Here is a 16,136-nt window from a genome sequence, read left to right on the forward strand (position 1 = left end):
CTAAAATTATGCAAGCAATTCGATGTAATGCCTTGTGTTATTGTATTTTTGCACACCATTTAAAGGAACTATGCGCACAAAATCGCTCAAAAAGAACAAAATCAATGTGGTGACCTTGGGTTGCAGCAAGAACGTCTACGACTCGGAAGTGTTGATGGGGCAGTTGCGGGCCAACAACAAAGAGGTGGCCCACGAGGAGGATGGCAACGTGGTGGTAATCAATACCTGCGGATTTATTGCCAATGCAAAGGAGGAAAGCGTCAACACCATTTTGGACTACGTACAGCGGAAGGAAGCTGGTGAGGTGGACAAAGTTTTTGTGACGGGTTGTTTGAGCGAACGCTACAAACCAGATTTACAGAAGGAAATTCCCAATGTGGACGAGTATTTCGGTACAAGCGATCTTCCCAATTTGTTGAAGGCACTCGGCGCGGATTACAAGCACGAGTTGATCGGTGAGCGTTTGACGACCACCCCAAAAAACTACGCATACCTTAAAATTGCCGAGGGATGCGACCGTCCTTGTTCTTTCTGTGCCATTCCCTTGATGCGAGGTAAGCATAGAAGTACGCCCATAGAAGACTTGGTCTCAGAAGCTGAGAAATTGGCCGCCAACGGGGTCAAAGAACTCATTTTGATTGCTCAAGACCTTACCTACTACGGACTTGATCTTTATAAGAAAAGAAATTTGGCCGAACTGCTCCAGGCTCTGGCCAAAGTAGAGGGCATTGAATGGATTCGTTTGCACTACGCTTTCCCCACAGGCTTCCCCATGGATGTTTTGGAGGTGATGCGCAACGAACCGAAGATTTGTAATTATATTGATATTCCCCTTCAACATATATCCGATGCCATACTTAAAAGTATGCGGCGCGGTACCACACAGGCCAAGACCACAAAGTTATTGAATGACTTTAGGGCGGCTGTTCCAGAAATGGCCATCCGAACCACCTTGATCGTAGGTTACCCAGGCGAAACCGAAGCGGATTTTGAGACCTTGAAAAATTGGGTGCAAGAAATGCGTTTTGAAAGATTGGGTTGCTTCACCTACAGTCACGAAGAGAATACGCACGCCTACAATTTGGAGGACGATGTTCCCGAAGAAGTAAAGCAGGAGCGTGCCAACATCATTATGGAGATTCAATCACAAATTTCTTGGGAATTGAACCAAGAGAAAATCGGGGAAACATTCCGTTGTATCATCGATAGAAAAGAAGGAAACCATTTTGTGGGCCGTACCGAGTTTGATTCGCCCGATGTGGACAACGAGGTGTTGATCGATGCGACCAAACATTACGTGAAAATCGGTGACTTCGTGAACATCAAGATTACGGATGCATCCGATTACGATTTGTTCGGGGAACCTGTTTAGGCTTCACTGGTCAAATCTATGGATTCCCTTTCCAAAGGGTTTTCTGCCGACAGCAAAGCTGTTTTGATGACCTCGCTCCAAATGGCATAGCCTTTTTTGTTGAGGTGCAAGCCGTCCGACATATAGAGTTCTGGTTTTGGACGGTTATCGGCCGTAATCATTTGTCCAAACACATTAATGTACTGCGCATTCAGTTCCCCGATCACGTATTTGGAAAGCAATAAATTGGTCTCGATGATCTGTGGGATCATTTCTTCGCGCTCCAAACTTGGCTTTAAGCTTACAAAGGCCAGTTCTACTTCAGGATATTTTTTAAGAATCATTTGAACCAATTTGTTGCAGTCGTTCAACACCTCTTGTGGTGATTTGCCCTGTGCAAGATCGTTTTCTCCGGCGTAGAGAACGATCTTGCTGGGTTCCGCTCCATGAAAGATTTCATCAAAATAATAGATGCACCACGCATAGGTGGAACCTCCAAACCCTAAGTTGAGCACATTGAAAGGATGCAGATCTTTTTTCATGCTCACCCAAAGTCTCACGGAGGAACTTCCATAAAAAATAATCAGGTCGTTCTGATCTTCCAGACTGCGGACACGCCTTTTTAAGCGCTTGATTTCGTTGCGCCAAATTTCTGGAGGCTCTTCCATCACGGTCGGGGCAGGTTTCATATACAATTCTTCGGCCCGTTTTCTTGCTACTTCCACGTAACGCGCGTAGGTGTGCTGATAGCCTTTCACAAAATCATATAAATCAACAGTCCCAGATAATTTCTCGCTCAGTTTAAAAGGTTTGTGGACCTTGCAGTAAAAAAGCCCATTGGAAATGCGTTTGTCAAAGTTTACCAAAACAATGGGCACGATGTAAGGCTCCTTGTCCATGGACTGGGCCAGTTTAAAAACACCCATTTTAAACGGCCCTGGGGATTCCTCGGTGGAGTAGGAGGTGCCTTCTGGACTTATCACCAGATTGTGTCCGCCAAGTAGATATTCAGAAGCTGTTCGATAAAAAATGCTACGGGTCTCCTTTTTGCTCCTTTTGTCCACCGTGTCCGATTCTTTGGTGTAGACATTGATGTATCCCAACTTGTTGTAATAATTCTGATGGCCGTATTCTTGTCCCCGACCAATTCGAACTGTTCGGATACCTGGGTCACCATACTTTTCATCCAATATTTTGGCGCTGATAAAATGCGAATCCAATGTAATTTGGAACTTATTGTTGAGGGTGTAGAACGAATGGTTGAAGAGATGGTTGTAAATAAAGATGCAGCCACTTTTTTCTGGAAGGTTTTCCAATCCCTCAATATGATGCTGTACGTTTTCGAATGCTTTTTTGGTAGCCGAGGCACATGATTTTCTCACATCGCTGTCCGATTCATTTTTCTTTTCCGCCACCGTTTCATAAATCTGTTGGAGCCCCTTGAGGAACTTGAGCTCTTGCATGTCCTCTTGTAAAAGTTCCAGACTGAGAGAGGCGATATGTCTTTCCAAATGGGAACCTTGGTTGATGAGTTTGGACAGGGCATCGTACCCCAATTGTTTGGTATTGGTATTAGATAACAAATGCCCCACTTGATGCAAGGGGGAGGAAAGCGCCAATCTGGATTTGTTGTTCTCGATCAATTGATAGACCGCCTGCAGGTTATGCTTGCCCAAAAGTCCCAAATAACGAACAAAGGCCGCATTGATTTGATTGCCCATCAGCCATAACAGCCGCATAAAAAAGTTATGGGCAAAAACGGAGCATTTGTCCAATAGTTGTAGCAAATCCTTTTGATGGATAAAATAAATGGATGTTTTCTGGGTGGTTACCGCCGAGCAGATATCCTTTTCGCCCATGGCGCAGGACCAGCCAAAAATAAAACCAGGGTTGTTTATGGACCGCTGACGAATCTCAATGTTTCCTTCCAACCGCTTGATGGCCACTTCGCCATGGATTAAAATAAAAAGTCCATTGGTAAGCCTGTCCTGAATGTAAAGCACTTCGTCTGGTTCATATTCCCGTCGCTCGGCAATGGACGCGATTTGCATCAGCTGTTCGTCATCGAAGTAGTCCAAGAAAGGGGAACGTCGCATCAAGGAAACCACTTCGGACTGCTCTGTTTCGGGGCCCATAAAAAATTCACGATCTTTTTGCAGGGGTCGGTAGCGTGCCGCCTGCAAAAGATCGGTCTGTTTTAAGAGTGCTTGCCGTAGTTGATGGTACAACGAACGGCCGACCTTGGCAATGGTCTGGTTGTCTCGATCATTCTCCAAATGTTGCGCCATTTCCTCAATGGGTACCTCAAAGAAACTGGCCTGCTCGGACGCTATAACGATTTTATAGGTGTACCGCTTGCGATCGTTCAGTCCATTGAGGCCCAAAATGCTCAGTGGCTCGGAAATTTGGCAGACCAATACTTCGTCTTCGGGATCCTTGGTGGTAGTGTAATAGTCAAAAGTACCGTGGAGCAACCATCGAAAGGTATTCACTTTGGTGTGTAGGTTGCAGATAACGTGCCCCTTTTCATATGCAGAAATGGTTCCGTTGGGAAACTGTTTTTTCAGATAGTTGATATCCGCTTCAATCTGGTTCACAAGCCTTCTTCAAGTATGGGTTGGTGGGGTTAACTTCATCAAAAAAAAGCAGTTGGGAAAAGTATTTTGGAATTAAAATCAATATGTAAAAATGAAGCTATAATCATAGCAATATTTCCAAAATTACCTCTACAAATTGGGCAATCCGTAATTGGGGGAAACCTTCATACTGTCAGTTTATGATTTCATAATCAACCTTATGGGAACTGACATTTGTCATGGTAATTGGCATTGGTGTAGGTTAATTTTAGTATTTCAAAAACACAGACCGGTCTCCTTTTTTTGGCGACCAAGGCAAATAAGGAACATCTACAATTAACTATAGCAATTATGAACTTAAACCAAAATAAACTGAAAGCAAGTGTTACCCTGCTTCGCATTTTTATCGGGTGGCACTTTTTATTTGAAGGCGTGGTAAAGCTCTATAATCCTGAATGGACCTCGTTCGGATATTTGGCAACCGCACAAGGACCATTCGAGTGGTTTTTTACCCTGTTGATAGGGGATGCAACCATAGGTTGGGTGGATACCCTCAACATTGTTGCGTTAATGTTGGTTGGCTTTACATTTACCCTTGGAATATTTGAGCGTGTCGGCGCCATTGTCGGGGCAGGTCTTTTGGCCCTTTACTTTTTGGCGCACCCGCCATTACCCGGACTTACACAAATGAACGTTGAGGGGAGCTACTGGATCATTAATAAAAACTTGATCGAGCTCGTGGCCTGTATCGTGATCTATCAATTACCGACCGGGTCTTATTTTGGCCTAGATCATCTTAGAAAGAACAAACTTAAAACTCAGGAACAATGAAATGGACTAGAAGAGACCTGTTGATAGGATTGGGAGGCCTGCCCATATTGGGAGCCGTATGGTGGGCTGGGGCGGCTAGCTCCGTTGGTTCGCGAAAAAACCGTTCTGAAATATTGGAACAGCTCAACATAAAACCGTCGTTGCCGAATGCTGTGCCAGGAATAGGGGGAGACCCCGTGAGAATCGGGGTCATCGGTTTTGGTATTCGGGGCGAACAATTGACACGGGCCTTGGGGTTTGCGACCGATGAATGGAAAGAAGAGATGCGCCTAGCGACCGAAGAAGACCCCAACAATAGAGGTTTGGAGGATTTTGAAGCACAAGAACGTCTTAATGTGAAACTGGTAGGTATCTGTGACGTATTCAATGTACGTGCAGAGAAATTCATCAATTCGTTTTCTACTGATGATAATAAGATTAAAAGGTATGCGAGCTACAAGGATATGATCCAGAGTGGGGACGTGGATGCCGTCGTAATTGCAACACCTGACCACTGGCATGCCCCCATGTCCATCGAAGCTTTGAACAACAATGTACACGTTTATGTGGAAAAACCTATGACGCATACCGTTGGCGAGACCTATACCTTGCGCGAAGCGGCCGAAAAATCCGATGCGGTGTTCGCCGTGGGGCACCAACATAGACAGACCCTGAGTTTTAGTACTGCACGTGACATTGTGGAAAAAGGAACTCTTGGGCACGTATCGTTGATTCAAACAAATACCAACAGGAACGATGACAATGGAGCCTGGAACTACGATATCCATGATAAAGCCAGTCCCGAGACCATTGATTGGGAACAGTTTTTAGGCTCCGCACCAAAGGTGCCTTTCAATAAGAACCATTTTTTTAGATGGCGTAAATGGTGGGCATACGGCTCTGGATTATCAGGGGATTTGTTGACCCACGACTACGACCGTTTGAATTGTGTACTGAATATGGGCATTCCTGCTTCGGTCAGTGCCTCGGGGGGCATATACACCCATAACGATGGCCGAAACGTTCCAGATGTGATTCAGGTGAACATGGAGTTTCCCAATTTCAGTACGGGAAGCAGTCAGGCAAAAGGAAAGGAAAAGGGTATGACCTTCTGCTACAGTGCCACTTTGGGTAATGGATTTAACCGTCCAACCATTTTAATGGGGCACGATGCCACCATGGAACTGGGCAATAGGTTGACTGTTTGGCCCGATGGTGCATCCACCCGATATGCCGATATGCTGGAAGCCGAAAAAATGAATCCGAATGTACCGATTTACCAATACGACCCCGCTGCTACCAGCACGGATGCCGTTTCCTCGGCCACATCGCAATACTTTGCCGATAAGGGCCTAATGTGGACCTATATTGATGGAGTCCGTGTGGATTCTACCTTCCTGCACATGAGGGAATGGTTGAGCGTCATAAAAAATGGAGGAAAGGTAAGTTGTGGAATCAAAGAAGGTTTTGATGAGGCCATTTCGGCCCATATGGCAGGTCTGTCATGGAAATTGGGCAGAAAAATAGAATGGGATGCTGCTAGCCAAATGTTGAAACCGATTGAAGGTATCGACTTTGATCAAGTATTGTTGGCGAACGAAAATTGGAACATACAACCAGAAATGGTTGGATGAGGTTTCTTGATTTTTATGGATTCTAGTCCGGAAGGTGGGGTGTTGCTGTAAATGAATTTTATTCAGGGAGGCGATGTCCCACTTCTACTTTTGGGTTATATGATGACGTTGGAAACCAGTTCCTCTACGGTTGGATGTTCGCTTCCACCAGCAGGTTCAATGGTCAGGTTCAAGGATTCCGCATTTTCAATATATTTTAAAGAGACCAATTCCTTGTCCGTGGGCACAACGCCCATGTTGATCATCTCTCCATTGACATCGCTCCACATTTGATAGGTTTTGTCCTTGGGCAAACGGGGCAAACCTTTAGGGTTTACGAGCACCAGTTGACTTTTATGGTTGATATAGGCTATGGCCTTTCCATTAGGGGCCTTTTGATTTCCGTACAGTACCAAAGGAGTTACATCGGGGTTGTTGATGCTTTCCAATCTATTGGAGGTGAGCCTAAATTCCGACTCAAGATTGTCTATTTGACGCTGTAGTCCACTCGTCTGCAATTGGAGCGACTTGAAGTTGTTTTCGGCATTCTGCCATTGTATGTATAGCCAAAAAGTGCTAAGGCCAAAAATCAGGGCAAACCCTGCGGCAATCGATAAGGGCAGCCAATTAGTTTTTTTTATGTCGTTTTGATGGATGGAGTTGGCCAGTCTTTGCTTTACGGTCGATGGCGGCATAATGGCCTGCTCCATGCCCATACGCTCAAAATCCAGCTCCAGTGCATCAAAGTGTGCTTTAAGTTCTTTATCGTTTTTAAGGGCTTCTTCTACGGCAATCGTAACCTCTTCCGAAAGCTCTCCGGTCAGATAAAGCTCAAGAAGTCCCTCTTCCAATATCTTTTTCCTTTCCATCATGCCATTAATTCTAAAAAGATCCAAATGTAGACCAACTTCTGGGAATACGATTCCCGTAATTGCTTTAGGGCCTGCCTTACATAGGATTTAAAAGTTCCAAGCGGAACACCCATTACTTTGTGGGCCTGTTTATGGGTGTATCCTTTATAGTACACCAGGGCAATTGCTTTTTGGTGATGAGGCTCCAATGTTTTTATGGTGCCTTTCAACTCTGTATAATCGGGCTCCTCTTCTTTCGTCTCTTCACTATCATATACACTCAAATCCTCCATTTGGATGAGCAAATCTTTGGAACGCAGTGAATTTAACGTTGTATTCCTTGCAATTCGGTAGGCCCAAGTATAGAACCTGCCCTTGGAGGCATCGTAGGCCTCTATGTTTTTCCAAATCTTGACGAAAGTTTCCTGTAGAAGATCCTCTGCTTTGGATTGATTCCTGCACATACGAAGGATGACCCCAAACAGGGCGCCGGAATATTTATCGTAAAGCTGGTAGAGGGCTTTTTCATCTCCTGAAATCAAACGGGAGATTGCCTCGTGATCTTCAAAATTGGTTTTCATTGCTGATGTTAAAGATATGATAAAAAATCGCTGGCTTCATCCATCGGCAAAAAGCATGTGTAAATAATAGTAGAAAGCGCTTTAAAAACAATAATCATTAAAATTAAAAATCAGAAAAATGAAAAAATTAATTTTTGCCTTTGCAGCTTGTGCACTATTACTATCTACACAACAATCCAATGCCCAAAAATCCCAGGACATTGTTGATATCGCCGTTTCGGTGGATGATTTCTCAACCTTGGTAACCGCACTAAAAGCGGCCGATTTGGTGGGCGCCCTTAAAGGTGACGGACCTTTCACTGTTTTCGCCCCTGTAAATTCCGGCTTTGCGAAAATCGATTCCAAGACATTGAACAGCTTGTTGAAACCTGAGAACAAAGAAAAGTTGGCGGCCATACTTACCTACCATGTGGTCTCCGGAAAATTGATGGCTGCCGATGTAGCGGCGGCTCTTGAAAAAGGAAATGGCAGTGCAGAACTTACAACCTTGAACGGTGGGAAATTGATGGCTATGAAAAAGGACGATGGCATTTATTTGAAAGATGCCAAAGGTAATTGGAGCAAAATCTCCAAAACTGATGTCGTTGCCTCAAATGGAGTGATTCATATTATTGAGGACGTTGTGATGCCCAACTAAGTAAGAGTTGTTTGTTTTGTAGTTGAAAAGCACCGCCCCGCGGTGCTTTTTTATTGGATAAATCCGCTTCGGCAGGTTATTTTTTGCGTTCCAGCTCCAGTTGATAAATTTCCCTCCCCAACTGTGCCAAAAAAGGGATGCCCACTTCATCATAATCATAGGTGTCATCATTGAAGATACCATTGCTGTTCACTAAAATGGTGGCCACGATCATAAAATCGACCTGATTTTTTGTGTCCTTGATGTAGGCGCAGTCCGTTAATGTGCCATAGGCATATCCTACCTTGTTGTATATTTTTATGTAGGGCGGAATATCATCGGTATTGTCCCCGAACATGAAGAATTTTACGTAACTGTCATAAAATGTCACTGGATCATATCCCAGTTCTGTAGGCAAAGTATGCATGGATTCCCTCAGGAAATTGTATTGGACTTCACTGAGGTCAAATTGTTGCTCTTTGGGAAATGCCCCGGGGAATATGATTCGTTTTAATAATTCGCTTTGCGATTCAATAGGATAATAATTCTTCAGACCAAAATCAAACGGCCCCTTTCTATAGTTTCCGTCCTCTATGTATCCCTTACCTTTTTTGGTGTTCTGCAATTGCAATGGTTTTGCAGGGGAGCTGATGATGGGATCGCTCAAATAAGTTGTGGAGTCGTTTAGGTAGTGGACCAAGGGTTTGGTAGTGACATCATCGGCATTGTCCGTGGATAAGCGATGGGCGATTCGAATGGGTGAAACACCTCTTTTTTGGATTCTTTCATTGAGTTCGTCCTGTCCCAAAAACTCTATCAATCTGTTATTGGCGGCATTGTCCGACACGGCAAAAATCTGTGAGATATTGGTGGCGAATGTTGTTTCTACCGAATCGCCCTCAACAAAAAAACGGCTTTGGAGGGAGAGCGAATCTATTTCGTTCAGCTTTTCCAAGGCAGCTACCGCAGCAGGAAATTTAACGGTACTGGCAGGGTAGAAGTATTTGTTTTTATCTACTTGAAAATCGTGATCTGTAAAAAATATACTGTCGTTCCTACGGTCTATTTGTGTGTAGCGAATCTGAATCTCATGTTCCCCGAGGTTGTCCATGACCATTTTAATCCTTGGATTCGGTGATGAAAGTACTTTCTCCAAAGGGTCCGTTACCGGGTCTTGTGTGCAGGAAACCCCGATAGCCAAATAACCCAACACTGCAAATCTACGCCACATGGGAGCGGTTTAAATATCCTTGGTATATACCTCGCCCCGGTGCGGTTTAAGTATGCTTTTCACTTCGCCCAGTTCAAATTCGGCAACCACCAAAAAAGCGATACTGTGCATAGGGCTAAAATGATCTACGCCGGCAAGGTCGTACTTAAGTTCTTCGACCTCTGCAAATTCTTTGAGGTGTTTTAAGTAGTGCTCGGCAATGTGTGCTGCCGTGGGGCCCCTAAAATCCCAGATTATCTTGATTTTTCTATCCAAAAGTTTTTCCATGTTTTTTTATGATTCGGTTACTGATTTCCCTGTTTCCGCAAAGGTTTTAAAGTCTTGCATATATTGTAAGGTCTGTTTTTTGAAGGCGCCCGGCATCAGAAACCCCATCAGTTTCATCCCGAATCCGGAAAATTGAAATTCAGATTCTGAAATCCAACGTGTGCTTTCCCCTTCGTCCCTGTAATAATTTTTTTGAAGGTTGTGCACACCCTTGGCGTCATAGGTCATGTGCATTTCTTCCGGGAGATTTTTTTTGATGATGGTCTCCACCAAGTCCATTTTTCGCTTCCCCATTTCATATGTCAGACTCATTTGGGAACCTTCCTGTCCTGTAATCTTGGATAGTTGTTCGTAGGCCACAAGCCCCCTTTGCCAATGTTTCATATTTTCTGGATGATCCATTTTTTCGATGAATTCATCCCTCGGGACATTAACTACAATTTCGGTAGTGTACTTCATGGTTTGATTGGTTTTGCACTAATGTAGCAATTTCTGGGCATCTATTTCCCATGAAAAAATCTGTTAATGAAATTAGAACCTTCTTGTAAGGGATTTTGTAATTGTTATTTTTGCGAAATGCTTAAGCTCCAAAAAAATAGACTGTTCTTGATTTGCATTTTTGTTGTTGTCCTTATTTCTTCATGCGAGGGTATGTTCAACAAGGATGAAGAAAAGGAACCGCTGGCCCGGGTAGGGGACACATATTTGTACAAAGAGGATATCGCCTCGTTATTGAACGATGATATGACGGCCACTGATAGCACCATATTTGTGACCAACTATATCAATAATTGGGCATCAAAGCAACTGCTGCTGTCAAAATCAAAAATAAATCTTTCGGATGAGAAACTGGCGGAGTTTGACCGTCTGGTTTCCGATTATCGTACCGACCTCTACACACGTGCGTACATAGAGGCATTGGTGAACCAATCCCAGGATACCGCTATTTCCAAGACCCAGTTGCAGGAGTTCTACGAGCGGGAGAAGGAAAACTTTAAACTGAACGAGAAACTCGTGCAACTGCGCTTTGTGGGCATGTCGGCGCAGTTTTTGGATAGGGATGGTGTGGAAGCCAAAATTAAAAACTGGGATGCCTCCGATAAAAGATACCTGGACTCTATTGCCGTACAGTTCAAAAAAATACATTTCAACGACTCCATATGGGTGAGCGCCAATCGGGTAATTGAAGAAATACCGCCCTTGACCAGGGCAAATGAGGAGACCCACTTAAAAAAATCACAATTTTTTGAGCTACAAGACTCGATAGAGGTATATTTGGGCTTGGTGACCAACGTATTGGAAGTCAACGAAACGGCTCCTTTTGATTATGTGGAACCGGATATAAAACAGTTGATCTTAAATAGAAGACGATTGAACTACGTGAAAAAACTGGAGACCGATATTATTGATGAAGCTATTAAGAAGAATGAATTTGAGGTTTATGAAAAATAAAATGAAAGGACTGTTCTCCGCTGCGTTTTTTGCAGTGTTGGGACTGGTACAAGCACAGGAAACGGATGAGGCATTGGCGACCAGAGATTCCATCGACACCTCCAAAAAGGTAAAATTGGACGGGATTGCCGCAGTGGTCGGTGATTATGTGATCTTGGAATCGGACATCGATAAAACTTTGATCGATCTAAGGACCCAAGGCGCTTCCATGGAAGATGTGACCCGGTGCAATCTGCTGGGAAAACTTATGGAGGACAGATTGTATGCCCACCAAGCGGTACAGGACAGTTTGTTGGTTTCGGACGATCAGGTAAATGCCCAAAGCGATAGGCAAATCCAACAACTTACCCAGCAAATAGGAAGTGCTGAGAAAATGTTGAAATATTATAAGAAACCGGACATGGAAAGCTTCCGTGAGGAACTTTTTGAAATCAACAAACTTCGAATGCTCTCCGAAAAGATGCAAACCAAGATTGTTGAAGAAATCGAGGTGACACCGGAAGAAGTACGTCAGTTTTTTAATAAGATTTCGGAGGATGAAAGACCCGTTTTTGGTGCAGAGCTGGAAATTGCACAGATTGTAAAACAGCCCGAAGCCCCAGAAGAGGAAAAGCAGAAGGTGATCAATCAACTCAAGGAAATCCGCCAAGATGTTTTGGAAAATGATGCAAGTTTTAAAGTTAAGGCGATTCTATATACCCAAGATGCTGCTTCTAGGGCCAATGGCGGCCTTTATAGTATGACTAAGGAGACTCAATTTGTTAAGGAGTTTAAAGATGTTGCCTTCAGTTTGCAAGAAGGTGAGATTTCCGAGCCATTCGAAACAATTTTCGGATATCATATCATTTATGTGGAAAAGATAAGGGGACAAGAACGGGATGTTCGACATATACTTATGACCCCGGAGATTCCGCAAAGTGCCATTGACAAAGCTGTGAATGAATTGGATACCATCCGTCAGCAAATTTTGGACGGTAAATATACCTTTGCCGAGGCAGCGTTGAATTTCTCCGATGAAAAAGAAACCAAATTCGATGGCGGATTACTTCGTAACCCCATAAATTTCGACTCCAGGTTCGAACTTACCAAAATGGATCCTACCCTTTACAATCAGGTGAGGGACTTAAAGGATGAAGAAATTTCCAGGCCCATTCGCGAAGATGACCAAAGAGGGGGACCACCCAAGTTCAAGATTATGAAGATTTCCAACCGCTATGACGAGCACGAAGCGGATTTTGCAAAAGATTATATGAAAATCCAAGAATTGGCACTTCGTGAAAAGCAGTTCAAGGCCATAAAAGAGTGGATGGACGAGCATATCGAGGATACGTATATTCATGTGGATGCTGAAAGTAGAGGCTGCGATTTTGCAAACAACTGGGTAAAGCAATAGTTGTATGTCAGATGTAAATGCAGTAGAAAACCTGGTCAAGAAACACCAAGAACTAAAAAAAGAGATTGCCAAGGTTATCATAGGCCAAGAAGAGGTAATCGAACAAATACTACTGTCCATTTACACAGGGGGTCATTCCCTTTTGATCGGGGTTCCCGGTCTGGCAAAAACGTTAATGGTCAATACCATTGCGCAAACCTTGGGATTGGACTTTAAAAGAATCCAGTTTACCCCCGATTTGATGCCAAGCGATATTTTGGGAAGTGAAGTGCTGGACCAAAACCGCAATTTCAAGTTTATCAAAGGACCTGTTTTCGGTAACATCATATTGGCTGACGAGATCAACAGGACACCGCCAAAGACCCAAGCGGCCCTATTGGAGGCCATGCAGGAAAGGGCCGTTACCATAGCAGGAAATCAATATAAATTAAACCGGCCCTATTTTGTGCTTGCTACCCAAAACCCCATCGAGCAGGAAGGTACCTATCCATTGCCCGAGGCACAGTTGGACCGTTTTATGTTTGCCATAGAACTAAAATACCCATCGGTAGAGGAGGAAATCCAAGTAGTGAAATCCACAACTTCGGATGATGAGGTCCATATCAATTCACTGTTCAATGCGGAAGAGATTATCGAGGTTCAGCATTTGATCAGGCGCATTCCCGTTCCCGACAATGTGGTGGATTATACCGTAAGGTTGGTGAATAGGACCCGCCCTGGCCAGGAAGGAGCTTCAGACTATGTAAAAAACTACATTGATTGGGGCGCGGGACCAAGGGCATCTCAGAACCTTGTTTTGGCCGCCAAGGCCCACGCAGCCATCCATGGCAAGTTCTCCCCGGACATTGAAGATGTCAAGGCCGTGGCCATGGGAATCCTAAGACATAGGATACTTAAAAACTATAAAGCTGAGGCAGAAGGCATCACCGAAGAAAAAATTATCACGGAATTGTTGTAAAAAATAAGGAGGTCAACACTTATTTAGTGCGATTCTAATTCCAAATTACTTCTTGTTTTAGTAAATTTACCGAATTACAAAAATCTTAAAAACTCAATTGTATAATGGCATTTGATATAGACATGATTAAGGGTGTCTATGCTTCCATGGGGGAACGCGTAGAAAAAGCCCGTGAACTGGTGGGCAAGCCACTAACACTTTCCGAAAAGATTTTATACTCCCACCTGTGGGACGGTAAAACCGAAAAAGCATATGTAAGAGGCAAGGACTATGTTGATTTTGCCCCGGACAGGATCGCCTGTCAAGATGCAACGGCGCAGATGGCCCTCTTGCAATTTATGCAGGCCGGAAAGGATAAAGTAGCGGTACCGACCACAGTTCACTGTGATCACTTGATTCAAGCCAAAGATGGTGCTGCGGCAGATTTAAAACATGCCAATGAGACCAGCAAGGAAGTTTTTGACTTTTTGGGGTCTGTATCCAATAAATACGGTATTGGGTTTTGGAAACCTGGAGCAGGTATCATCCACCAAGTAGTATTGGAAAATTATGCTTTCCCAGGGGGGATGATGATCGGAACCGATTCCCACACCGTTAATGCTGGTGGATTGGGAATGGTGGCCATTGGAGTTGGTGGTGCGGATGCAGTGGACGTAATGGCCGGAATGGCATGGGAACTAAAATTCCCAAAACTTATCGGCGTTAAATTGACCGGAAAACTATCCGGTTGGACCGCCCCTAAAGATGTAATCCTTAAAGTGGCCGAAATTCTAACCGTAAAGGGAGGGACAGGCGCCATTGTAGAATATTTTGGGCCTGGAGCCACGTCCATGTCCTGTACAGGAAAAGGTACCATCTGTAACATGGGTGCAGAGATCGGAGCGACCACATCGACTTTTGGGTACGATGAATCCATGGAACGTTACCTAAGGGCAACCGACAGGGAAGATGTTGCCGATGCAGCCAATAAAGTAAAAGAACACTTGACCGCAGATCCCGAAGTATATGCCAACCCAGAGCAATATTTTGATCAGGTCATCGAAATCAACCTGTCCGAATTAAAGCCACTTTTGAACGGTCCATTTACACCGGATTTGGCTACCGAAGTCGGCAGTATGACCAAAAAAGCCACCGAGAACGGATGGCCGTTGGCTGTTGAGTGGGGATTGATAGGATCTTGTACCAACTCTTCCTATGAAGATTTGTCAAGAGCATCATCCATCGCGCAACAAGCGCTGGACAAAAAACTGAAGACAAAAGCCGAATTTGGAATCAATCCAGGGTCGGAACAAGTAAGATATACCACCGAGCGTGATGGTATCCTAGAGATATTTGAAAAATTGGACGCAAAGATCTTCACCAATGCCTGTGGACCATGTATCGGTCAGTGGGGACGTTATGAAGATCCCAAGAATGCACCAAAGAACAGTATCGTTCACTCTTTCAACCGTAACTTTGCGAAGCGTGCGGATGGAAACCCAAATACCCACGCATTCGTGGCGTCTCCAGAAATGACGGCTGCAATAGCCATTGCAGGTCGTTTGGACTTTAATCCATTGACAGATAAACTCATCAACGAGGATGGAGAAGAAGTAATGTTGGATGAGCCAACAGGATGGGAATTGCCGCCAAAAGGATTTGAGGTCAAAGAAAATGGATATGAAGATCCCGTAGAGGATGGAAGTGGAGTAGAGGTAATCGTTGCAAAAGGTTCAGAACGTTTGCAACTGCTTGAACCATTTGAACCTATCACCGCCAACGATCTTCAAGGTATGAAGTTGTTGATCAAGGCCTTTGGAAAATGTACCACTGACCACATTTCCATGGCAGGGCCATGGTTGCGATTCAGGGGGCATTTGGACAATATTGCCAACAACACCTTGATCGGGGCAGTAAACGCCTTCAACCAGAAAACCAACTTGGTGAAAAGCCAATTGACCGGTGAGTACGGAGGGGTGCCGGATACACAACGTGAATACAAGAAAAAAGGAATCAAGACCGTAGTGGTCGGAGACCATAACTACGGAGAAGGTTCATCCAGAGAGCATGCTGCTATGCAACCAAGACACTTGGGTGTTGCAGTTGTATTGGTAAAATCGTTCGCAAGGATACACGAGACCAACCTTAAAAAACAAGGTATGTTGGCGTTGACCTTTGCCAATGAGAACGATTACGACCTTATTCAAGAGGACGACACCTTCAATATGGTGGATGCCGCTGAGTTTGCTCCGGACAAGCCATTGACCATTGAAGTGGTGCATGCAGATGGAAGCAAAGATACCATCATAGCGAACCATTCCTATAACGATGCACAGATCAAGTGGTTCAACGAAGGCTCGGCCCTGAACCTGATTAAAAAGCAGAATGCTTAATTGTATCTAAAATAATCTGCGAAAACTCCTGATATTGTAAAAGATGTCAGGAGTTTTTAATTTTT

At 44.2% G+C, this 16,136-nt stretch carries 14 protein-coding genes; 8 read left to right on the forward strand and 6 right to left on the reverse strand.

The window, feature by feature from the left end:
- The first annotated feature begins 70 nt into the window (after window positions 1-70).
- Window positions 71-1,372, forward strand: coding sequence for a 30S ribosomal protein S12 methylthiotransferase RimO (gene rimO, locus SD449_RS08650; protein ID WP_318309999.1), 1,302 nt, complete (start codon window positions 71-73; stop codon window positions 1,370-1,372).
- Here rimO and SD449_RS08655 read toward each other — a convergent pair.
- Window positions 1,369-3,948, reverse strand: a complete 2,580-nt coding sequence (locus tag SD449_RS08655; protein WP_318310000.1) for a cyclic nucleotide-binding domain-containing protein — start codon at window positions 3,946-3,948, stop codon at window positions 1,369-1,371. The genes rimO and SD449_RS08655 overlap by 4 nt on opposite strands.
- A gap of 330 nt (window positions 3,949-4,278) precedes the next feature.
- Here SD449_RS08655 and SD449_RS08660 point away from each other — a divergent pair, with 330 nt between their 5' ends.
- Window positions 4,279-4,758 (forward strand): DoxX family membrane protein, encoded by a 480-nt coding sequence (locus tag SD449_RS08660; RefSeq protein WP_318310001.1) that lies wholly within the window; start codon window positions 4,279-4,281, stop codon window positions 4,756-4,758.
- Complete coding sequence (locus tag SD449_RS08665) at window positions 4,755-6,371, forward strand: Gfo/Idh/MocA family protein (RefSeq protein ID WP_318310003.1); 1,617 nt, start codon at window positions 4,755-4,757, stop codon at window positions 6,369-6,371. The genes SD449_RS08660 and SD449_RS08665 overlap by 4 nt, the downstream gene beginning before the upstream one ends.
- 95 nt (window positions 6,372-6,466) lie before the next feature.
- On the opposite strand, the gene SD449_RS08670 is transcribed toward SD449_RS08665, so the two are convergent.
- Window positions 6,467-7,222 carry an anti-sigma factor gene (locus SD449_RS08670; RefSeq protein ID WP_318310004.1) on the reverse strand — a complete coding sequence of 252 codons (756 nt, stop codon included), beginning with the start codon at window positions 7,220-7,222 and terminating at the stop codon, window positions 6,467-6,469.
- Window positions 7,219-7,782, reverse strand: coding sequence for an RNA polymerase sigma factor (locus SD449_RS08675; protein WP_318310005.1), 564 nt, complete (start codon window positions 7,780-7,782; stop codon window positions 7,219-7,221). Before SD449_RS08675 ends, SD449_RS08670 begins: the two co-directional genes overlap by 4 nt.
- 118 nt (window positions 7,783-7,900) lie before the next feature.
- Here SD449_RS08675 and SD449_RS08680 point away from each other — a divergent pair, with 118 nt between their 5' ends.
- Window positions 7,901-8,419, forward strand: coding sequence for a fasciclin domain-containing protein (locus SD449_RS08680; RefSeq protein WP_318310006.1), 519 nt, complete (start codon window positions 7,901-7,903; stop codon window positions 8,417-8,419).
- A 76-nt stretch (window positions 8,420-8,495) separates the two neighbouring features.
- Here the strand turns inward: SD449_RS08680 and SD449_RS08685 are convergent, their stop codons facing one another.
- The 3 genes from SD449_RS08685 to SD449_RS08695 are packed head-to-tail and all read right to left on the reverse strand — an operon-like array spanning window position 8,496 to window position 10,355.
- On the reverse strand, window positions 8,496-9,629 hold the full coding sequence (locus SD449_RS08685; RefSeq protein WP_318310008.1) for a serine hydrolase: 1,134 nt from the start codon (window positions 9,627-9,629) through the stop codon (window positions 8,496-8,498).
- 9 nt (window positions 9,630-9,638) lie between these two features.
- Window positions 9,639-9,896 (reverse strand): hypothetical protein, encoded by a 258-nt coding sequence (locus SD449_RS08690; RefSeq protein ID WP_318310009.1) that lies wholly within the window; start codon window positions 9,894-9,896, stop codon window positions 9,639-9,641.
- A 6-nt stretch (window positions 9,897-9,902) separates the two neighbouring features.
- Window positions 9,903-10,355, reverse strand: coding sequence for an SRPBCC family protein (locus tag SD449_RS08695; RefSeq protein ID WP_318310010.1), 453 nt, complete (start codon window positions 10,353-10,355; stop codon window positions 9,903-9,905).
- Between the two features lie 192 nt (window positions 10,356-10,547).
- On the opposite strand from SD449_RS08695, the gene SD449_RS08700 reads away from it, so the two are divergent.
- The 4 genes from SD449_RS08700 to SD449_RS08715 all read left to right on the forward strand — a co-directional run bounded on the left by SD449_RS08700 (window position 10,548) and on the right by SD449_RS08715 (window position 16,071).
- Complete coding sequence (locus SD449_RS08700; protein WP_318310011.1) at window positions 10,548-11,348, forward strand: peptidyl-prolyl cis-trans isomerase; 801 nt, start codon at window positions 10,548-10,550, stop codon at window positions 11,346-11,348.
- Window positions 11,338-12,741, forward strand: coding sequence for a peptidylprolyl isomerase (locus SD449_RS08705; RefSeq protein ID WP_318310012.1), 1,404 nt, complete (start codon window positions 11,338-11,340; stop codon window positions 12,739-12,741). The genes SD449_RS08700 and SD449_RS08705 overlap by 11 nt, the downstream gene beginning before the upstream one ends.
- A 4-nt stretch (window positions 12,742-12,745) precedes the next feature.
- Entirely contained in the window at window positions 12,746-13,699 is a 954-nt protein-coding gene (locus SD449_RS08710) for an AAA family ATPase (RefSeq protein WP_318310013.1), read from the forward strand.
- A 104-nt stretch (window positions 13,700-13,803) separates the two neighbouring features.
- The gene (locus SD449_RS08715; RefSeq protein WP_318310014.1) at window positions 13,804-16,071 is read left to right on the forward strand and encodes an aconitate hydratase; all 2,268 of its coding nucleotides are present in this window, start codon (window positions 13,804-13,806) and stop codon (window positions 16,069-16,071) included.
- The last annotated feature ends 65 nt before the right edge of the window (window positions 16,072-16,136 follow it).

The organism is Flagellimonas crocea, assembly GCF_033441595.1.
GTDB lineage: Bacteria > Bacteroidota > Bacteroidia > Flavobacteriales > Flavobacteriaceae > Flagellimonas > Flagellimonas crocea.